The sequence below is a fragment of the Chromobacterium alkanivorans genome (assembly GCF_016937655.1).
Taxonomy (GTDB): domain Bacteria; phylum Pseudomonadota; class Gammaproteobacteria; order Burkholderiales; family Chromobacteriaceae; genus Chromobacterium; species Chromobacterium alkanivorans.
Genome location: NZ_JAFHKL010000016.1, coordinates 62,090 through 81,556, shown reverse-complemented (window position 1 = coordinate 81,556; position 19,467 = coordinate 62,090). Strand labels below are relative to the sequence as shown.

The 19,467-nt window shown below is 62.2% G+C and carries 25 protein-coding genes; 1 reads left to right on the top strand and 24 read right to left on the bottom strand.

Annotated features, from left to right (window positions below; all coding sequences use genetic code 11):
• Positions 1 to 3: 3 nt before the first annotated feature.
• Together JW897_RS21850 and JW897_RS21845 are read right to left on the bottom strand one after the other, a co-directional pair.
• Positions 4 to 930, bottom strand: a complete 927-nt coding sequence (locus JW897_RS21850; protein ID WP_205467620.1) for a phage tail protein — start codon at positions 928 to 930, stop codon at positions 4 to 6.
• Positions 930 to 3,470 carry a phage tail tape measure protein gene (locus JW897_RS21845; RefSeq protein ID WP_205467619.1) on the bottom strand — a complete coding sequence of 847 codons (2,541 nt, stop codon included), beginning with the start codon at positions 3,468 to 3,470 and terminating at the stop codon, positions 930 to 932. Before JW897_RS21845 ends, JW897_RS21850 begins: the two co-directional genes overlap by 1 nt.
• Positions 3,471 to 3,499: 29 nt before the next feature.
• Between JW897_RS21845 and JW897_RS21840 the strand changes: the two genes are divergently transcribed.
• Positions 3,500 to 3,760 (top strand): hypothetical protein, encoded by a 261-nt coding sequence (locus JW897_RS21840; RefSeq protein ID WP_081555575.1) that lies wholly within the window; start codon positions 3,500 to 3,502, stop codon positions 3,758 to 3,760.
• 98 nt (positions 3,761 to 3,858) lie between these two features.
• On the opposite strand, the gene JW897_RS21835 is transcribed toward JW897_RS21840, so the two are convergent.
• From JW897_RS21835 to JW897_RS21730, 22 genes are all read right to left on the bottom strand, one after another.
• Positions 3,859 to 4,125, bottom strand: coding sequence for a phage tail assembly protein (locus tag JW897_RS21835; protein WP_048410729.1), 267 nt, complete (start codon positions 4,123 to 4,125; stop codon positions 3,859 to 3,861).
• A gap of 148 nt (positions 4,126 to 4,273) precedes the next feature.
• On the bottom strand, positions 4,274 to 4,798 hold the full coding sequence (locus JW897_RS21830; protein WP_205467618.1) for a phage major tail tube protein: 525 nt from the start codon (positions 4,796 to 4,798) through the stop codon (positions 4,274 to 4,276).
• Between the two features lie 2 nt (positions 4,799 to 4,800).
• Entirely contained in the window at positions 4,801 to 6,231 is a 1,431-nt protein-coding gene (locus tag JW897_RS21825; RefSeq protein WP_205467617.1) for a phage tail sheath subtilisin-like domain-containing protein, read from the bottom strand.
• 3 nt (positions 6,232 to 6,234) lie between these two features.
• Positions 6,235 to 6,531 carry a hypothetical protein gene (locus JW897_RS21820; protein ID WP_205467616.1) on the bottom strand — a complete coding sequence of 99 codons (297 nt, stop codon included), beginning with the start codon at positions 6,529 to 6,531 and terminating at the stop codon, positions 6,235 to 6,237.
• Complete coding sequence (locus JW897_RS21815; protein ID WP_205467615.1) at positions 6,528 to 6,992, bottom strand: Gp37 family protein; 465 nt, start codon at positions 6,990 to 6,992, stop codon at positions 6,528 to 6,530. The genes JW897_RS21820 and JW897_RS21815 overlap by 4 nt, the downstream gene beginning before the upstream one ends.
• A gap of 1 nt (position 6,993) precedes the next feature.
• On the bottom strand, positions 6,994 to 7,431 hold the full coding sequence (locus JW897_RS21810; RefSeq protein ID WP_205467614.1) for a gp436 family protein: 438 nt from the start codon (positions 7,429 to 7,431) through the stop codon (positions 6,994 to 6,996).
• Position 7,432: 1 nt separating this feature from the next.
• Positions 7,433 to 7,765, bottom strand: a complete 333-nt coding sequence (locus JW897_RS21805) for a DUF2190 family protein (protein WP_205467613.1) — start codon at positions 7,763 to 7,765, stop codon at positions 7,433 to 7,435.
• A complete protein-coding gene (locus tag JW897_RS21800; RefSeq protein WP_205467612.1) occupies positions 7,762 to 7,953 on the bottom strand; it encodes a hypothetical protein in 192 nt (63 codons plus the stop codon). The genes JW897_RS21805 and JW897_RS21800 overlap by 4 nt, the downstream gene beginning before the upstream one ends.
• 14 nt (positions 7,954 to 7,967) lie before the next feature.
• A complete protein-coding gene (locus JW897_RS21795) occupies positions 7,968 to 8,894 on the bottom strand; it encodes a major capsid protein (protein ID WP_205467611.1) in 927 nt (308 codons plus the stop codon).
• A 19-nt stretch (positions 8,895 to 8,913) separates the two neighbouring features.
• Entirely contained in the window at positions 8,914 to 10,035 is a 1,122-nt protein-coding gene (locus tag JW897_RS21790; protein WP_205467610.1) for a peptidase, read from the bottom strand.
• A gap of 532 nt (positions 10,036 to 10,567) precedes the next feature.
• Positions 10,568 to 11,092 (bottom strand): phage virion morphogenesis protein, encoded by a 525-nt coding sequence (locus tag JW897_RS21785; protein ID WP_338030583.1) that lies wholly within the window; start codon positions 11,090 to 11,092, stop codon positions 10,568 to 10,570.
• A complete protein-coding gene (locus JW897_RS21780; protein ID WP_205467609.1) occupies positions 11,089 to 11,922 on the bottom strand; it encodes a phage head morphogenesis protein in 834 nt (277 codons plus the stop codon). Before JW897_RS21780 ends, JW897_RS21785 begins: the two co-directional genes overlap by 4 nt.
• Positions 11,915 to 13,381 (bottom strand): DUF935 domain-containing protein, encoded by a 1,467-nt coding sequence (locus JW897_RS21775; protein WP_205467608.1) that lies wholly within the window; start codon positions 13,379 to 13,381, stop codon positions 11,915 to 11,917. Before JW897_RS21775 ends, JW897_RS21780 begins: the two co-directional genes overlap by 8 nt.
• A complete protein-coding gene (locus tag JW897_RS21770; RefSeq protein ID WP_240352328.1) occupies positions 13,378 to 14,982 on the bottom strand; it encodes a terminase large subunit domain-containing protein in 1,605 nt (534 codons plus the stop codon). The genes JW897_RS21775 and JW897_RS21770 overlap by 4 nt, the downstream gene beginning before the upstream one ends.
• Entirely contained in the window at positions 14,979 to 15,548 is a 570-nt protein-coding gene (locus JW897_RS21765; protein ID WP_205467607.1) for a DUF3486 family protein, read from the bottom strand. The genes JW897_RS21770 and JW897_RS21765 overlap by 4 nt, the downstream gene beginning before the upstream one ends.
• On the bottom strand, positions 15,548 to 15,862 hold the full coding sequence (locus JW897_RS21760) for a hypothetical protein (protein WP_205467606.1): 315 nt from the start codon (positions 15,860 to 15,862) through the stop codon (positions 15,548 to 15,550). The genes JW897_RS21765 and JW897_RS21760 overlap by 1 nt, the downstream gene beginning before the upstream one ends.
• A complete protein-coding gene (locus tag JW897_RS21755; protein ID WP_205467605.1) occupies positions 15,859 to 16,200 on the bottom strand; it encodes a hypothetical protein in 342 nt (113 codons plus the stop codon). The genes JW897_RS21760 and JW897_RS21755 overlap by 4 nt, the downstream gene beginning before the upstream one ends.
• Positions 16,197 to 16,409 (bottom strand): TraR/DksA C4-type zinc finger protein, encoded by a 213-nt coding sequence (locus JW897_RS21750; protein ID WP_205467604.1) that lies wholly within the window; start codon positions 16,407 to 16,409, stop codon positions 16,197 to 16,199. Before JW897_RS21750 ends, JW897_RS21755 begins: the two co-directional genes overlap by 4 nt.
• Positions 16,409 to 16,975 (bottom strand): hypothetical protein, encoded by a 567-nt coding sequence (locus tag JW897_RS21745; RefSeq protein ID WP_205467603.1) that lies wholly within the window; start codon positions 16,973 to 16,975, stop codon positions 16,409 to 16,411. The genes JW897_RS21750 and JW897_RS21745 overlap by 1 nt, the downstream gene beginning before the upstream one ends.
• A gap of 188 nt (positions 16,976 to 17,163) precedes the next feature.
• The gene (locus JW897_RS21740; protein WP_205467602.1) at positions 17,164 to 17,394 is read right to left on the bottom strand and encodes a hypothetical protein; all 231 of its coding nucleotides are present in this window, start codon (positions 17,392 to 17,394) and stop codon (positions 17,164 to 17,166) included.
• Positions 17,394 to 17,798 carry a M15 family metallopeptidase gene (locus JW897_RS21735; protein ID WP_205467601.1) on the bottom strand — a complete coding sequence of 135 codons (405 nt, stop codon included), beginning with the start codon at positions 17,796 to 17,798 and terminating at the stop codon, positions 17,394 to 17,396. Before JW897_RS21735 ends, JW897_RS21740 begins: the two co-directional genes overlap by 1 nt.
• Positions 17,799 to 18,421: 623 nt before the next feature.
• Entirely contained in the window at positions 18,422 to 19,444 is a 1,023-nt protein-coding gene (locus JW897_RS21730; protein ID WP_205467600.1) for a hypothetical protein, read from the bottom strand.
• Positions 19,445 to 19,467: the final 23 nt, after the last annotated feature.

Here is a 19,467-nt window from a genome sequence, read left to right as displayed (position 1 = left end):
GATCTAGATCGCCCTGGTGATGACCTTGCCGGCCAGCTTGCTGATATTGGGCGCCACCGACTCCAACGCACTGCTGGCGGCCGCAAGCTGGCTGGCCATGGAGTCGATGCGGCCGACAACATTGCCGGCGGTGACGGCGGACAACGCGCCCTGGGCATTGCGCACCGCATCGAGCGCGCTATTGCCGGCGCGCAGGATGCCCGCCGCGTCGGGTAATTGCCCGCTGAGCTTGCCCAATACCGGCGACAGCTTCTCCAGCGGGCCGCTCACTTGCTTCAGCGCTCCCTGCAGGCCCGGCACCTGGCCCAGCGCCGCCAGCGGGTTGTCGCGCAGTCTCTGCGCCACCCGCGCGACATCCATCGCGGTCCGCATCGCAGACTGGGCCTGGTTCGCATAAGTCACCACCTGGCGCACGCTGTCGCGTACCGATCCGATGGCACCGCCCACGCTCGCATTGAGATCGGCGGCCTTGGCGGCCACGCTGGCCGGCAGCGCGGTGGCGGCCGCCGGCGGCAACTTGGCCTGTACCGCCGGCGGCGCCAGCGGGGTTTTCTTGTCGCCGACGAACTCGCGAAGGGTGAGGCTGGCCTCCAGCGCGATCAGCGTGCCGGCCTGGTCGGTCTGCCTGCTGGTCGCCTGCAGCTCGGTCAACACGAACCAGCCCTTGTAATCGCCATTGCCCAGCACCAGCGCCATGGCCTGGTGCGCGCGCAAAGCCGTCTGCAACTTGACCAGTTCCTGCTCCGGGTCGCAGAACTGGCTATGGAACGACAGCTGGATGCGGATTTCGTCCAGCTTGTCGCCGACCCGCTGCAGGCGCGGCTTGCCGTCGATCAACGCGTGCTCGGCATAGTCGACGCCAAACTGCGATTCGAAGCCGTCAAAGTAGGTGATCAGGTCGAACTGGACGTCGCCCAGGAGCGCAAACATCAGTAGGTCCTCCGCGCTTGCTGCGCGGTCACGCGCTTGATCAGCTGCTCCAGCTCATGCAGCGACAGCTTCAACGCCTCGTTGACCTGGCCTTTAACACCCTCGGCCGCGCCGCCATGAATCTGGATGGTTGGACTGAAGTGGATGATGACGCCGCTCATGCCACCCGCGCCGCCGGCGGCCGCACCGCCGCCCCTGGCGGACTGAGCCGCGCCCAGGCGCTTTACCGCCGCAGCCGCGGCTGTTTGTGAGGCCATGCCGGCGGCGGCCTTGGACGCCAGCCCCGACGAGCGCCCAATGCCGATCGCCGCGCCCTGGGCGATATTGTCGCCAAAGCCCATGAACACGCGCGACGGCGACTTGATGCCCAGGGTATTGGCGAACCAGCCCTTCACATCCTGGCCAAAGCCGACAATGGCATCCTTGGCCGCGCCGATCTTGGCCTTGATGCCGTTTAGAAGGCCCCCGATCAACATGCCGCCAAAGTCGGTGAAGTTCTTGGGCAGGCTGACGCCGAACCACTTCATCACCCCGGCAAACGCCTTATAGAACAGCCCCAGCGGCGACCAGTTCAGGATCAGCTTGGCCACTCCGCCGATGCCGCCGGCGAAGGCTGCTTTGACGCCAGCCCACAGCCCTTGAAACCATGGCTTGACCTTGTCCCAATGGCGGTAGATCAGGTAGGCGCCGATGGCGATGCCGGTAATCAGCAGGCCGATCGGGTTCATCAGCAAAGCGCGGCCCAGCCACAGCACCGCCTGGCCGGCCAAGCGCAGGCCGCTGAACAACTGACCGCCCAGCGCGCGGCCCAAGCGGACGACCAACCGCCCCGCCGAGCCGATGCCTCGGCCCATGGAGCCAAACGCGGCCGCCAGCCGGACCGCATTGCTACGTCCGGCGCCAAATAGTCGAAACAGGACGGTCAGTCGGGAAGAGCCGCCCATTAGCATGGCGCGCATCAGCGTCCATTTACTGGACAGGGTCAAGATGGATGTACCCAAGGCATTAAACGGGGACATCACCAGGTTGAGGCCGTACTTGAGTCCGATGAAGGCCATCTTGCCGGCCAATAGACCACCGACCAGGCCGATAATGCCTTTGATCAAGCCAGGATTTTCCTTGGCCCACTCACCGAATGCCTTAACAGCCGGCATGACCTCAACAATGATCTCGGAAATCGATGGCAACAGTGCATCGCCAATGGTGAGTCCTAACTCAGCGGTGCCGATTTTGAACTTGTCGAGCTGAGACTTGGCGGTATCCATCCGCTTTAGCCAGTCCTGATCCAGCAAGCCCTTGTCGGCGGCATCCATGCTACCTTGTTGGATATCCTTCATTTCTCCCTGATTAGCTATTGCAGGTCGAATGAACGACATGGCCTGCATGTCCTGAAACAACTCACCCAGTTTGTAGGCTTCCGACAGCCGCTGCAGCGCCGCCTGGCGCTCCTTGTCATCCTTGATCGCCATCGCCTGTTTAAACTGGCCTGCCGCAGCAGGGCCTTTGGACTGCATGTATTGGGTAATGATGGCCAACATGGATTGCACAGGCGTCAGTCCCTGCGCCCGCAAATTCATCATGCTGCCCTTCAAGTCGATACCTGCGTTTGCAAAGTCCTTGAGGGTGTCAGGGGCGGTGATCTTTTGCAGGAAATTCTTGAAATTGTTAGCGGCCTCGTCGTTCGAACCCGCGCCTTTGCGGGCGATCTGCAACGCGGCGCCGATCTCGGCGACGGCCTCCTTGCCGGTGACGCCCAGCGCCTGGAAGGATGGCGATAGGGCCGGAAGCCACTTGGCCATGTCGCGGATTTCGAACTGGCCGCGCTTGCCAGCATAGGCCAGCATATTGAGCGCACCCTCGAAGCCATCCTCGCCCACCTTGAGGTTGTCCTTGAGCGCGATCGCCACGCTGCCCAGGTCGTCCATGCTGGCGCGGGTCGCGGTCGCCGCCTTGGCCATCACCGGGGCGTACTTCTCCAATGCCTTGGCATCCTGGATGCCACCGGCGACCAACACCGAGGTGCCGCGTGCGATTTCATCCTGGAACTGGTTCCACTTGAGCGCGGCATTACGGATAGTCGAGCCGAGCTTGGCCTCCTCAGCCTTTGAAAACTCGCCCGTAATGGCAATGTCTCGCATCTGGTCCTGAAAATTGACAGCCGCGCCCACCGATTTAACAACCGGAGCGCCCAGGGCGAGCGCTGTTCCTGCGGTCTCCATCGCCTGGCCGCGAAGATCGGCGCGGCCTGCCTTCAAGGTCTCGCCGCGCGCGATGCTGGCGGCCAGCTTTTCCTGCTTGACGCGCAGCTGGTCCAGGGTCTGGCCCAGCCGCTCGTATTGGCGGCGCAGCTCGCCCACATTGCGGGTTGGATGCGCCATTGCCCGCGCCATCGCGTCGCCCAGCCGGTTGTGTTTGACGCGGAGCTCGTCCGCCACCTGACCGAGCTTTTGGGTGGTGCCGCGCGCCGAGGCGAATGCGGCTTGAAACGAGCCCGCCAACGCCGCGCCAATCTTCACCCCAACCAGCAGTTCATTGGCCATGCCGTGCCGCCTTTTGCTATCCTGAAACCATGTTTGAAAAAACCGCCCTCATCGCCGCCAAAGTCCTATACGGGCTCATCGTTTGTTGCGGCATCGCCTTCCTGGCCTGGCTGTGCTTTGCGCACCTGCCGTTCTGGGGGGCTGTGTTTGCCTTGCCCATCGCCCTGGTGTTGACGGCATTGGCCGGCGCGCCATTGGCGGCCGGCGCTTCGCTGTTGGGCGGCTTGCTAATCGCGGTGCTGGTCGTCATAGGCCGTAAAGCGACTGCATCGTCTCGTTCCGCCGCTTGACCTCGCGTTCGGCCTCCTCGATCCAGCCCCAGTAATCCTCCATCTCCAGCCCGTCGATCTCCGACGGCTGTATCCGCAGCACCGTCAGCAGGTAGCCGTCAAGCCTCCGCAGCTCCGTCTCCGCCGCCCACCATGGCGCGAAAGCAGTCGGCCAGCACCCGGCTGTCGGCAATGTCGAGTTGATCAATGTCTTCCAGCAGCAGGCCAGTCATGCGCGCGAACAGGAAATCCTCCTGGTCCGCGTCGTCCTTGCTGTGCTGGTGGGCGGCCTTCAGATCGCCGCGCTTCAGGCGTGTGATCGTCAGAGATTCGATGCGCTCGCCGGCGGCGTTGGTAAACGGGAATTGCAGCTTGAGTGCTTTCATGAGGAATCCTCCATGCGGGTGAACGTTGAACAATGTCAGTAGGTGCAAGGAGGATTGTCGGCGGATGCCGGGCGGGAAGCAGTTAAACGACTTTAATAAAAAAGGGGGCCACCGGAGTGGCCCCAACGGGGGGAACAAGCGATTAGATTCAGCCGCCGATATGGTTGCGGTAAGTGCCCAGCATGTCCTCGCCGCCCACGCGGAAGATGTTGGCCAGGTAGTCCAGCTCCAGCACCTCCTCGCCGTCGATCACCTGCTTGATGTAGGTGGCGGAGAAGGAAGACCCGAACTCGGCGTTGTCATGCTGCTTGTAAGTGCCCAGCGGGTTCTTCTTGAACATCACGGTCAGGAAGGTGACCAGGCTGACCTCCTGCAGGCGTCCCTGGGCGCCGTAGGTTTCGATGCTGGAACGGCACTGCAGCTGCGCTGCCTTGAATGGGTTGGCCACGGTCTTGGCCACGTCCCGATACAGCGAATTCCACTTGATCTCGCCCTCCAGCTTGTCGAAGCCGGCCGGCAGTTCGATCTTGCCGATCATGCCCAGCGCCTTGTGCTCCTGCATGATGGCGGACACGTCCGGCAGCTTGACCTCGTCGGCCCGGCCGAGCAGCGAGTTGCCGTTCACATAGATGTTGGCATTGGTGATGCGGTTGATTTCGATCTTGCCAGCCATGATCAATTCCCTCCCTTCAGGGTCAGCAGGTATTCCGAGGTGATCTCGGTCTCAAAGGTCAGCCGTTCCAGCGGGGGCGGCACCGTGTACTTGTAGCTGATCAGCAGGTGACCATTGGCCAGCTCGGTTTCCGGGTTGCGCGCCACGTCGAACCAAGCCTTGAAGCCCAGCAGCGCGCCGTCGCCAATCAGCTTGCGGCCGTAGCCGTTCACTGACTCCACCAGCGCGTCGATCGTGGCCTGGTTCAGCGGCATATCGATGAACTGCTGGCTGAAGTAACGGATCGACTCATTGATCACGTCGCCGGTGCGGCGCACGTTCTCGAAATTGCGCATATGGCTGACGGTGGGCCAGGCGGCGGTGCGGTTGCCCCACAGGCGGAAGCCGGAACCGAAACTGGAGAACACCGTGGTGATGCCTTGCTCGTTCAGCAGGTTCACCTCGGACTGCGGGTCGTCGATCATCGCCGACAGCTGACGCTCCACCCCGATGACGCCGGCCAGTTCCTGGTTGGAACTGGACCACCAGAAGCCCTTGTCCAGGTCGACCTTGGCGCGCAGGCCGGCGGCGCGGGCGGACAGCGGCTCCAGACGCTCGGTGTTCAATACAGGGTCGTAGACCTTCACATGCGGGTAGCACAGGCGCACGCGGTCGCTGGAGGTGTTGAAGTTGATGCTGCCGGCCGGGCCGCGACCCGCCAACGCTTGGGCATAGGTGGTGCCGATCGGCGCGTCGATATAGGTCACCGCGTCCAACTGATCGGCCATCGCGATTAGCTCGACCGCCACCGAGTTCTGGGTGCAGAACGCCGGCGCGATCAGAATCTTGGCGAAGAAACCGAACTGGTTATAGGTATCCTTCAGCGCCTTCAGGCCAGTGCGCGCGCCGGCGGCGTTGACGGCGCCGATGATGTCGGCGGCGGTGACCTTGGTCGGGTCGGCATAGTCATAGCTGGCCTTGACGCTGGCGCCGGCGCTGATGGCGCCGCCCTTGATGCGCACCAGTTCACCGGTGACCAGGTTGGCGCTGTAGTCGGTGCCGGCCACGTAGGTGGTCGCGCTATCGCTGCTCTTCAACACCAGGCCGTCCACGGCGCCGTGGGCCAGCTTGACGCGGTCGGTCGCGGCGTCGAAGGCCAGGGCTTCGCTGGCCACCGCCGTCTTGTGGATGGCCGGGTCCAATACATTGATCACAATGACCGTGCCGGCGCCGTGATCGTAGATCGCGTCCAGCGCCTGCGGAATGGTGAAGCCGGGCAACTGGGGGCCAAACACGGCGGCGTCCTTTTCGGACAAGGTCAGGGTGACGGCATTGACCGCGCCGACCGGCGCGGTGCCGATCAGGCCGATCACCGCCGACTTGACGGTGCGCACCGGACGCGGGCCGCGCTCGACCTCAATGGTTTCCACGCCATGCAAGTAGTTTGCAGCCATCGCTTACGCTCCTTTGGTTTGCAAGGTTTCATCGGCGCCGCTGCGCGCCGGCGGCTTGGCCTGCTTGCCCTTGTCGTCGACCGGGGTCAGGTACTGCAGGGCCAGCAAGGTCTTGGTGTATTCGTGCTCGACCGGCAATTCGACCTCGGCGCCGGCGTGCAGCATCACCTCGCGAACGACTTCGCCCTCCTGCAGCGTCACGCCGCTGGTCGGGCCGCTGTAGCGGTAATTAGCTAACGCAGAAACTTCGCTGGCGCTCGTTTTAGCTAACGCAGAAACTTCGCTATCGCTCGTTTTCATGGGGCTTCCTCATAAGTGACTTGAGTCAGGGGAGACTCGGTATCGACGTCGGCGTCCTCGACCAACATGCATTGCGACGTCAGCTCGACGGTGTACTGCCAGATGCCGGCCATCTCGCCGAGGAAGGTCTCGGCCTTGGCCTGGACCTTGCGACAATCCGGCGGCCGCCAGCCGACGAGCGCGCGGCGCACATCGTCCACCACGTCGACCGCGCCCCCCTTGCCGTTGAGCTGGCGCAGCAGCACCGCCACCGACACACGCACCACGCGTGGCTGAGCGACATAGTTGATGTCCACGGTGCCGTCGAACTGGCTGCCGGGATAGCTGACCAGCAAAGCCCCCTTGGGGTGATTGAGCCGGTACTCGCTTGGCCGGTCGGGAAAGTACTCGACCGCCAACTGCGGCAGCTTCGCCTTCAGCCGCGCCACCACCGCGTCGATGATCTGCAAGGTGGTGGCCATGTCAGCGGTACCGATCCAGCAACGCGGCGTCGAAGCTGCGCGACCGCGAGCGCACCTTCATCTCGCCCGGTTCCGGCGCGGCCTCGCCACTGGGCACGCCGATGGTCAGCTTGGCGTCGCGGATTGCCTCCAGCATCTGCAGCGCGGACTTGTAGGTGCGGGTGACCGCGTCGGGCAGCTCGCGCCCCTCCGGCCGCCTGGCGTACAGCCAGTGCCGCGTCAGGTTGACCGTCATGTCCTTGACGACGGACGGGACCGGGTCGAGCGGCAGGTTGTAGCGCCCGCGCAGGTGGGCATCGACCAGCTCCTCGGCCTGGCGGACGCCTTCCTCGACCACCGCCGCGTTGATGGCGCCGGCCGACTCGTCGTCGTTGGACAGCCAGATCAGCGTCTGCAGCGGAACCGCCAGCTGCAGGTCGGCCAGCGAGCAGTAACGCATCTCAGATGCCCCGCACGATGCGAATAATGTCACCCGATGCTGATGCCGCATCCAGGGCGAAGCCGTTGCCGATACCCGCCGCCTTGGTAATTGCCTTGCCATTGGCGTCGGACTCGACCTCGGCACCAGCGGCGATGACTGCACCGGCTTCTACCTGCAGAATGCCGTGGGTGTTCACCGGGGCCTGTTCGCCAATATCCGTGTTGGCTTCAGCCGTTCCGAGAGCTTTGGCGCCAGCCGCGCAGACAGCACCGAGCAGGCCGACGAAGCGCAATCGGGTCAGAGCCCCCGTCGCCGTCACCGAGGTGGTCAGGCCGATTTGTTGGGTCTTCATGCTTCACCGCCTTTCTTGGTGGTCTTGGAGTCTCTGCCAACATCAGCGGCCTCGGATGCCGCAGGGGACACGTGCTCGCCGAGGCGGGCCGCCTCCTTGTCAGTCAGCCCGACGAGGTCGCCAGGCTCGGAGCGTTCGCCGTCGAGGAGGATCGGCGTGGCGCCGACCTGGTAGGATTTTTTTTCCATCAGCTCGGCTCCCGTCAGGCGTTGGTGTCTGCGATCAGGTAGCCGGCTTCGGCCCCGAGCAAAAACACCTCGAAATTATCGGTGTTACGCACCAGCTCCAGCTTGCCGTCCTCGGTGCGCGTGTCGATCTGGGGCATGCCCTTCTTGCGTAGCGTGTAACCAAAGGATGGTTCGTAGGGGGTGCGTTCGGAACCCTGGCGCTGCAGCGCGACGTAGGCGAGCACGATGTTGTCGCTCCAGATGTCGCCGAAGGTACCCAAGTCGTTGGAGAACACGCTGCGGCCGACAACGATGTTCTCGACCTCCAGGATTTCCTTGAGTAGATCGACGGTCAGTACGCCCTTCATGCTGTACTTGATGCGCTCAAGGAATTGCGGGTGTTGCTTGATTGCCTTCCAGGAGGCGGCGCCGATGACGGCGGTGTTCGGGTATTTGCCAATCTTGCCGCGCACGGCTTCCTTGCCGTCCTCGAATACGCCGATCGGGTCGGAGTTCTGCTTGTCGGTAAAGCGGCTGGTGCCGGCCAGGACGATCTTGTTGCTGGCGGCGTAGTTCGCCGTGTTCTGCACCAGGTCGGCGACCTTCTTCTCGTGGCGCAGGCGGATGCCCTCGGTCACGACGTGGGTGGCGTGTGCTTCCAGCGGGAAGGCGGCCTCGTCGCTCTCGCGGTAGTCGATCGGGTATTCCAGATCGTGCTCGTCGAGGGAGACAGTGACGCTGTCCACGTCTTCGGGATTGATGCGGTTGGACTTGGCCCGCAGCGCCCGCTCGGTGTTGTAAATCTTGAAGGCTTCCTTGCCGAACTTGGGAATCTTGCCGCCTTCCTTGTCCACCGGGACGAAGGGGAAGAGGACATCGCCCACCAAGTCGGCGTTGCTGTAGCCGATCGACAGATTGGTCAGAACCGGGTCAACGACCCGCAGGTTGGATAAACGACCCATTGAAATCTCCTAAGTGGGATTACTTGATTACGCAGGAAGCAGCTGTGGCGTAATCCACCTTGTGCTCTTGCATGTACTGGCGAATCTTCCGGTCGAGGGCGAGACGGTCCTGATCGACGTTCTCGCCATATTCCAGCGAGTCGCCGGCCGCTTGCTGCCCGGCCTTGCCCTTGGTGGCGGACTCGCCGAACTCGACCACCTTCGGCATATCGCCCAGGAAGGCCTTGAAGGCGGTGGCCAGGGGCTGCTTGTCGTCGCCTTCGCCAAACTCAGCCGAGGTCTCGCCGTCGGCAAAACCCAGGAAAGCCACCACCGCACCCTTGTGTTTCGGCGCCAGCGTGCCGCCGCTGATCAGTTCCTCGGCGTAAGCCAGGTGTTCGCCGTGGCGTTTGGCCGCCGCCGCTGCCTTCTTCTCGGCCTCGGCCGCAGCCAGTTGTTGTTTCAGCTGGGCGTTCTCGGCCTCCAGCGCGGCCTTTTGTTCAGGGGTCACTGCATGGTTCTCCTCAGGAGTGGTTGCTGTTGCTAGGGAAACGGAAGGGTCGGCAAAGGCGGCGCGGGTCTCATCGTCGTCACGCGCGGCCTCGCGGATGGCTTCGACCTGCCAGTCGGGCACTACCTGGTCGGCGATTTCCTGGCCGAACTGGGTCAGCAGCCAGTCGCGGACGCGGCGCCACAGCGAGGCATTGGTGTCCATGCCCCAGTCGGCGAACTCGACAACGCCATCCTCGGCATCGGCAAACTCGGCTTGCTTGAGGCCTTTGACTGCTGGCGGCATCGCGCCCAGGAACCCGACATGGCGCAGGTAGTACACGCCGGGGACCGGATTGTTGGTGGCGTCGGGCAGGTAGAAGCTGGCGGAGATTTTCTTGAAGCGGCCGGTGGCCACCAGTTCGGCGAAGGCCGCGTCGACCTGGTGCGGCTCGGCGTTCAAGCCATCGTCGCCTGCGGCCAGCGACTTCACCCAGCCATAGGCCGGGGCGTCGAGTTTGGGATGGCCGACCACGATGGGCGCCTCATGCAGCGCCGGATCGTAAGCGCGGGCACTGGCCGCGAGATCGGACTCGGAGAAATCAAGCACCGCGCCAGACAGTGCGGTCTGGCGGCCGGGCTTGAAGATGTGCAGGGGTTTGGTCGCGTTCATGCCGTCATGGTGAACGGCGTCAGCGGGAGGGACTTTTAATTGGGATTAATATTTGAGAAAAACGGAAGAACAAGCCTTCCGTCCTTTGGCTTTAGTAAGCGGTGTCTTCAAAAGAGGGGGCATTGTAACGAGCACATGCTCGCTTGTGAGACTCGGAGGCAAGCGGCCAGTCGGCAAACTCACATTCGACTGTAATCAATGTCGACCTGCCGTTTTCCCCTTGTGCGGAACAATCGAAATGCCACCAAGTGCGCCGAACGATAAAAGTTTCTGCTCCGATTTGATCTTCACGCACCACACAGATGTAATCCCCCCGCTGCGGAACTGCGGGGACTTCCATCTCTAGCTGGTAATCCGGCTTCGCCACCACCTGGTGGGACAAAACACAAAGTAACCTTCATGCCTGCTCCTTTGGGATAGAGGAGCGACCAATATACCGAACTCATAAAGCCTTTATAAAGCTTTACGGTGTGGCTATCTGGTCAGTGGACTACCGCTGCGCATCCCAAGCGCCGCCAAATCGCCTGGCAGGCTAAACGCCCGCTGCGGATTTCAGGTGGCGCAGCACCGTATCGAGCACTTCCTCGCGGGCCTCCGGCTGCAGCTCGCCGTCCGCCGTCATCGGGAAGTAAGGTCGCGCCGGCAGCTCGACCGAGCCGCCACGCCCGGCCTCGCCGCCGAAATGCTGGATCGCGGCATAGACCTTGTTGCTGCCAATCACGGCCTGAGTGCTGTCGTAGTCGGGCGTCACCGAGCTTGCCAATTGACCGGAGTGCTGCAGGATGCGGAAGTTGGACAACTGGCGCTGGGCCGAGGCCTTGAGCTCGCCGTTCTTCTTGAAGGCCTTCTTGCCGCCCAGGCGCGCCAGCTTGGTGGACTCGGCCAGCGGCGCCCATTTGGGCCGGCCCTCGGCTTCCAGATTGTCTTCGGTGATCTTGAGCAGCGTCTGGCTGATCTTGCGCATCGCCGGCGTCAGGTCGCCGCCGGCACGCTCAAGATTGCGCAACGTCGCCTGCAGCTGGCGGTCGTCGATGGTGATGCTGACAAAGTCGCTCACGACAATTCCTTTCTGGCCAAGCCGGCCAACTCGCCGGTGTAGCGCTTGAGGTCCGGTTGCCAGGCGGCCGCGCCGGGGTTGTAGCTCCAGCCCACATCCGGCGATACCGTGATCTCGCGGCGGGTGACCGGGTCAATCGCACGGAAGGTGGCCACCGGCCGCAGCTCGCCGGTTTTCTCTGAGACCAGCTTCTTGGCACTACCCAGCTTGCCCGCCGAACTGTCCACCTTGATGCCCAGCCGCATCACATCCTGGAACGACAAGGCCACCACGCGGCAGCGGCAGCCCCAACCATTCGGCGGGTAGTAGAACTGCCAGAACGGGTCGTCGTAGCGGAACACCTTGCCATTCATCGCGCGATGGCTCGGCCGCGTCTTGCCGTCCAGGATGGCCACGTATTGCCAGTACGGCCGATCGTCGACGTTGGCCAACTGCTCGGTGTAGCGGCCGGCCATGTAGGCGGTCTGCAGGTTGGTCCGGTAGATCGTCTGCAAGCGCCAGGGGCTGCCCAGCTGCACCTGGCTGACTTCCTCGGTGTTCGGGTCGACCTGTTCTTGCTTGCCCCACCAGCCCTTGGCCTTGAGCACCGGCGTCAGTTCCTTCTTGAACCAGGCCAGCGTCTTGCCTTCCTTGATCGCGGTCTCCACCGCGTCGCGGATGTCCTGCAGGATGTCCAGCCGCGTCGCCTTGGCCACGGTGAACGCCTGGGCCTGGGCATCCTGCCACAGCTCTTCCCAGTCCCAGGTGACGGCGTAGCCCTTGCTGACCAGATATTCGATCGCCTTCTTCGGCGGCAGCTTCATGCAGTAGGCGAGATCCACGTTAGGCATGAATACGTCCCCACAGGTCGGCTACAAAGAGCGCGCGGGCCAGCCGCTCTTGCAGCGCGCTGGCGTCCATCTCAGGGTAGAGCTCGGCCAAGGTGCCCAGCAACTCGTCAGGTCGCGCGCCGTTCTCCACGCGCTTGAGCAGCGGCGCCAGCAGTGCCTGGGCGTCGGCGTTGAGAGCATCAGCCGACAACGCGTCCAGGGCGGCGTCCAGCTCCTCCTGGTCGGCGGCATCGACTGCTTCGGCGAACTCAGCCGCCGGGGCCTCCAGGGTAGCCGTTTCGACCAAGTCGCCATCCTGCAGGCTGTACGCGCGCTTGAAATAAGCCGGGGTCAACTTCGCGCCGGCTCGCGTCAGTTTCTCGTCGCGCTCGGCCATTGCCTGATCCACCTCCTGCTGCTCCCACAAGGAGAACACCGGCCGCGCGCCGTCGTTGAAATTCAGCTCGCACACCCAGCGGATCAGCGTGTTGAACGCTTCCTCGACGATGGCCTTATCGCCGTCGCGGATGTCGCGGGTGACCTCCAGTCCGGCCTGGGCCGAGGCGCGGTTGGCGGTGGCCTCGGTGGTCTGGTTCTGGCCCAGCAGCGCGATCGACACCTCGGAGCGGCAGAAATGCAGCAGCCTCTCGTACACCTCGGCGCTGCCGGTCTTGCCGGCCGCTTCCTTGATCTCGATGCTGGAGTCGTCCGGGATCACCGCCACCGCGTCCTGCACCATGCTTTCCAGCCGATCCAGCAGCAAGTCGGTCTCTGCATCCGACGCACTGCGCGGGTGCTTGCCTATCACCCAGGGCGCGCCGTATTTCTCGGTGAACTGCACCCAGAACTTGAGGCCGCCCTTCTTGAAGGTGGTCGGCCAGAAGCACATGGACAAGTCGGCGAAGCCATAGGGGTTTTGATAGCTGGGGTCTTGGCGAGGCACCAGGAACTTGCGCTGCGGCAGTTCTTCGCCCTGGATCATGGCCTGGCGCGAGCGGAAGCGCAGCTCGTTGTCCGGGGAGTAGATGAACCAGTCCGCCGGCTTGCCGATCACATCGACCGGCACCAGGTAGCCGCCGACCTTGCCCCAGATGACTTCCATCGGCTGATAGCCGTAGAGCACCGCGTCCAGCATCTCGGTGATGATCCTGGACAGGTCGAGATCGGCGAAGATGTCCTCTATCGACTTAGCGACACGGCTCTTGGCCTTGTCACGATCCAGCCCCCATTCCAGCGCCTTCACCGCCGCCTTGCGGCGACGAATGCAGCCGCCGACATGCGGATCGGCGCGCAGCTCGCGATACACCTTGATGTCCTTACCCAGCGCTTTCAGCACGGTGTCCGGGTTGGGCAGATACATGCCCAGCCCGGCAAAGTCGATGCTGCGGCCGCGCGTGGCGATCTGGTCGGACAGGGACTGGCTCGGCTCGCCAAACTGGACGAACTCGGTGGGCGTCACCCATAGGCCTTTGGTTTTCATTGGTACCCCTGTGTAATGCGGGCGGCGGCTCGGCGGCGGCGCGATTTCACCGTGACCAAGCCTTTGTTGAGTTCACGGCTGGCGTAATACGCCAGGGCCACAGCGACGGCGACGTCGCCGTGGCGCTTGCCCTTGTCTTCGCCCGTTGTGCGGGTGTCCGGGATGCGCGGCACGCCCTTGATCACCTGGACGGCGCGCAGGTCGGCCAGCACGTCGGCGTCCTTGGGCAGGTCCACCAGTTCGCCGTCCTCAAGCGCGGCCTTCACCGGCGGCATGTGCTCGCGGTACCAGCCTTCGGACAGCATCACCTGCTGGATACGGCTGGCGCCATAGCGCTGCATGGCCACCTCGGCCAGGAATTGACCGTTGCCGCGCGCATCAAAGGCGCCGCCCATGAAGCGCGGCAGCCTGTCCATCAGGTAAAAGGCGATCTGTTCTTGCTGGCGGAACGGCACATTGCGCAGCTCCAGGATGAACGGCACCCGCCGCACCAGGTTCTGTTGCTGGATCAGCGGCACATGCACGGACAAGTCACCGCTGCGGCCGAAGTCCTCGCCGTTGAAGGAGATGGCGTCCGCCGGCAGCTCGGCAAGCAGCGGCGCCAGGTTCGCCTCCAGCCAGTCGCGGCAGTCGGCGGCGCGGATGTGATCGGGTAACAACTCGAAGCCCGGCTTGCACTCCCAGCGCAGCACCGGCGTGTCGGCCGACATGCGGGATTCGATCAAGGCTCGGGACAGCCAGGCGCCGCCGCTGTTCTTCGGGATGCAGCCATACTCTTCATCGGCGGATTCGGTATTGGGCGCGTTGCGGTACAGGTCGTCGCGCCATTTCTTTTCCGCCTCCGGCGACCAGGTCTGGCCGGTGACGTAGCAGATGCGCTGGTACAGGCCGTCGGCGATGGCGTCATCCAGGGTGATGCGGTGGATGCTGTAGTCCTTGCGGCCGGCGCGAGCGTCCTCGATGTACTGGTTGAACAGGTTCTCGACGCCGTTGTGGGTGCTGATCAGCCGCACCTTGTTGCCCCACATGGTCAGTGCCAGCGCCGCTTTGAGCAGTTCCTCCAGGTTGTCGTGGAAGGCTGCTTCATCAATAACCACATCGCCCTGCAGGCCTCGCAGATTGGACGGCCGGCTGGACAGCGCCTGGATTTTGAAGCCGCTCTTGGGGAAGCGGATCATGTACGCGAGGATTTCTTCCTGCTTGCCTTCATCCCAGAAGGTTTGCTCGTAGACATCGGCCTGGGCCAGCTCGTTGAAGGCCTTGGCGAACAAAGCGCAGGCGGCGATGTACTCCAGCGCCATTTCCTTCTTGCTGCCGACGTAGAAGGTATTGCAGCCCATTCGCCGACGCGGCCGGGCGGCCTTCACCACGTTGCGTCCAGCTTCCGCCCAGGTGATGCCGGTGCGGCGCGATTTCTCCCCGAACATGATCGGGGACTCGTCTTCGAACCAGCGTTGCTGGTAGGGCAGGAATACCGGCTCCTCCGCCGGGATGGCGTCCGCCACGTCCAGCGGCACCACCACGCCGGCCAGCTCCATCTCCTCGGCCAGGTTGATCTTGCGCGGCGTGCCCAGCGGCTTGAGCGGTGGCTGCGCCATCATTCTTTACCCAACAGAATGCGGCGGATGCGAGCCTCCATCTGCTCGCTCATGCCATCGGCGCCGCGTAGTTCTTCCAGCTTCTCCTCCTGCTCGGCTCGCAGCGCGTCGCGCGCGGCCCGCTCAATGCGCGCCTGTTCGTCCAAGCGGAAGCGTTTCTGATTGACGCTGGCGCGGGCCAGGGTGGCGATGTTCTTCGCGGCCTTGGAGAGCAGCGCGATGCGCTCCTCCGGCTTGGTGTCTTCCTCGTTGGCTTCCTGCAGGCTGACGATGGACTCGAACAACTCGGTCTGCACCAGGGCGATCACCGCCTCGGAGCGGGCGTCCTGGTCGTCGGCCGCGCCTTCCGTCAGCATGCGGGCGGCCTCGGTCGAAGCCTTGATCGCGGCGAAGCGGCGTTCGATTTTCTGGCCGTAGCGATGAATCGCCGACTTGCTGATTGCAAAGCCCTTGTCGCGCAGCGCTTCCTCCAGCAGCTGGTAGCCGCTGAAATTGCCCTCGACCAGGGACTTGTCCAGCCACTCGCGCACGGACTGGGGCAACTGCCCGACACTATTGCGACGCGCCATCACTTGCCCCAGTACTTATTGGGGCGGGCAATGCCCGGCTCGCAATCGATGGTGTACTCCACGATGTCCACACCGCAGCGGGTCAGGTCGCCCCACCAACGCCCGGAGGGCTCTTTGCGCAGGCTGACCAGCACACGGTCAGCCAAGTAATCCAGTTCCTTGCGGACCTCTAGCGCCGTTACGTCGGGGTAGATCGACTGCATCGTCATCTGTACCACGTCTTCGCAGACCTCCTCTGGCCGTGCGTTGTACAACGCCAGCAGCAGATACCAGCGCAGCAATTCGCGGCGCACCTTGGCTTGATCCACATTCATCGTTGAGCCCCTTTCAATTGGATGTTTTCGATCTTGAGCGCCACCGCGTCGAGCTTGGCCTCGATCACCGTCTGATTGCGCACATAGTCCTCGCGACGCACATAAGCCAGCGGCAGGTCGGCTTGGAATTTCAGAAAGTCACGTTCGAGCCGGTGCACGCTCTCGGCCTGCTTTCCAATCTGATCCAGCAACGCCTTGATCTGCTCTTCTTGCTTGGCGTCGCGCTCGCTCTGACGGCGATCAATCTGGGCCAGCAGCACCTTGCCGGCCCCGATAAGCAGCCCCAAGAAGGCGGTCAGCCAAGACACCAACACGCCGAATTCCAGCTGCAGGGTCATGCATACCCCCGCAGTCGTTGTTCGTGACGCTCCTGGCAATGAATGCAGCGCGTGCAACCCGGCGCCGCCAGGCGCCTGGCCTGCGGGATATCGCTGCCGCAGTCGTCGCACTCGGCCAGGGACTCAGCGCCGCCACGGTTCAGCGCCGCCGCGATGGCCGTCTCGCGCTGGAAGGCCTCCAGTTCCTGGGCACGGTCAAAGTCATCCATCAGTGGCCCCCCTGCAGTGCGGCGTGGGCATCGAACTTGGCTTCCAGTTCCTGGCACCAGCGGCCGTAGTCGACCGCGTGAGCGATTAGGTCGGCCGGTGGTATCCCGGCATCGGCGGCGGCGGCTTGACCGGCTTTTGCAGCATCTCCGGTGTCGGCTGCGGACACACCCGACTCGGTGTAACCGAGGGCGGCGCGGTAGACGCGCAAGCTGTCAGGGCCAAGACCAGTCCAAGCCTGGCCATCATTGCGTGTCGCATCGGTTATCCTTTCGCGGAGTTGGGCCTGGCTCTGCGCCAACTGGCCCTGGGTTTGCAACAGCTTCCAGCCCAGCTTGTTGGCCTGCTCGGCGAGCTGCCGCTGGTCGGCCAGCGCGGCGGCCAGTTCGTCCGCCTTGGCCGTGGCGGTGCGGGAACGCTCTTGCTCATGCGCGAGCTGGACGCTTTGCAGTCGGGCAGCGGCGGCGGACGCGGCCACCTGCTGGCCGGAGTAGTAGCCGCCGCCCCAGACCAGGACAACAACGGCAGCGATGGCCAGCGGCTTGATGTAGGGGCGGATATCAAACATGGCGCGCCCTCCAGCGGTTGCGAGCCTTGGCTGCGGCGCGTCGGATGGCCGCCACGCCGGTTTTACCCAGGCGCGGCAGCGGCCAGCTGAGGCATACAGGAACGGCCAGGAAAATGGCGCGGTGCGGGAGCGCAGCGGGCGCGGGCGCGAGCAAGCGCCGCCCCCAGCTCACCAGCCGCTGAATGAGCTTAAGCATCGGCGCCCCCCTTGGCATCGCGGCGGGTGGCGATCCAGCTGCGGGCCGCCGAGTAGCCACCGACGACGCCCAGGTAGATCAGCCAGACTTCGGCAGTCAGCGTGCCGGCTACCCCTTGGTAGATGAACATGCCGGTGGCGGCACCGCAGGCCACGTTCGCCCAAAGTTTGCTATGGCTCAACCGGTTGGATGCGGGGTTCGTGAACAGGTCGCCTAGGCTCATTAGTAACCCCGCGCCAGTTCGAAGTGGGGGAACTCGCGGAACGGCGCATTAGGACGGCCGTACCAGTTCAGCCCAAGCTCCATGCCGATCCGGCCCATCGTCTGCCAGGCCGGGTGCTTGGCATCCCACATTGCCTTGCCATTCACAAGGGGCACGACATCGAACGCACGCGCGGCCGGCTTGCCCTGGATCATCGCGTTGTGGGCCGATTGGCCGGCGCGAGCATTGGTGACTTTGGAACCCGGCTTGGTACGTCCCTGGGCGTAGAGCTCGTCTTGCTCCGCGCCGGAGCGCCAGGTGGTGGTGATCAGAGCGGTGACCCCGGCAGCTTCACAGCGGCGCACGAACTCGCGGCAGAGGGTCTGCAAGTCGGGGTGCAGGTCTTCAATACGACGGCTGGCCATGTTTTCCTCCTGTCAAAATGAAACATGCCACCTATTTTCAGGTGGCATGTTCGGAGGAACTTTTAATCTTCTTTAATGCTGCTCAGGAGGGGAGCGCTTTGGGTCGACTTTGTGGCCTAAAGCTTTATAGCTGCTCACAGTGCTATTGAAGCTATCTTGAGCATCTGCATGGTCTTTTACTCGATCTGCTGGGATCAGAGTAAGAATGACGGTCCATAACTGCCATAAGGTTAAAAATACGAGTAGCGTGTACGAGAGCCCCCTCATCTCTACGCTATAGACATGAAGCACGGCAATGCGCTTCAAGACAGGGGCAGTGACTCCTACGATCAAAACGATCGACAGAATCGCCGTAGAATGAACCGCAGGGGACAAGAGTTGGCCGATGCCACCATTAGCTAAGCTTGGGGTTGGGTCATCACGTCTAAAAGATAACTTCAATCGCTCAGGGTATACAATGGCAAGCCATGCTCCAACTACTGCAAAGATGATCGCTGCTGTAGTTCTAAGGGCCTCGAACAAAGGCCACTGCTCCACAAATGGTATAGCCCTTCCGAACTGATACGCGAGGGCAAGCAGTATCAGAACTAAGATGCTTGCCATTAGGCGCATACACCTTACTTTCATCTCAAAATGCTCAAGATGTGCTCCCTCTTTGCATGTAAAGCAGACAAGAGCGACTCACTGTTTACAACTTCAGGGTGATCCCGTACCACGTCTAGATCAAACTCACCTCTTGCTAGACTATGGCTAAGCCAATAAGTTTTATTAGCCTCACCCTTGAACTCAAAACCATAGTCATCCCACTCTCGCTCATGATGTTCTTCCCACTCAGCAATGATCGCATCCACATCTGAGACCTGCACAGTAGTAGCGACCTCATACTGCACTTTGACGTTTTCATTTCGAGTGGAGGGGGGGCTTATGTGCATCTTATGCAGAAAAGTTTGCCACAATGCAAAATCTGGGGTTCTCTGAAGTCTCAAGACACTCTTACGTATAACTTTTCGAATGCGTTGTGCTCTTTGACGAATGTAGTCTTTGCGCCCAGGCTTTTGTTCTAGTGCTGTTTTGAACCTTGGAAACAGGTTCATAGGAGGATCATCTTCATCATCCCTGTAGCCAATAACTTCAACATCGGCACCACTTGATGTGTTATCAAATACAACATACCGAGAGAACGAACCCAAAAAAGAGTCGAAGTAGTTCTGTAGTGACTTCTGACCTGTCCATAGGTGTTGAAATCGCACACTTGCAAAGATGTTTTGCCGAGGCAAAAACCAGAAATATGTAGCAAACCCAGGGATACTGCCTGGGTCAATTTCATTTATTACTACTTCAGCACTACCAACATTAGACTCTCCTTTTATCGAGGCGACACCTGCCTCATTGGCAGGGGTTTGATTCCAAGTTGTAACGACCCAACTATCACCACTGTTTTTGATATCCAAGAGGTAGGCGGGGTGTATGTCCTGCCCATCTCTGGGTTCAAACACCTTGGTTTGAACCAGGTTCTTGTTTGAACTCCAGCGTTGCAGATCACTCAAGAGTGCATCGATAGACCCGAAGGCAGGGGTACTTTCCCCCCGGCGATAAAATCCACACTCTTTAATTTTGTAAAATGAAATTTTTGCTTTTTCAGTCATTTTTAGGCGTGCTTTTCAGGGAA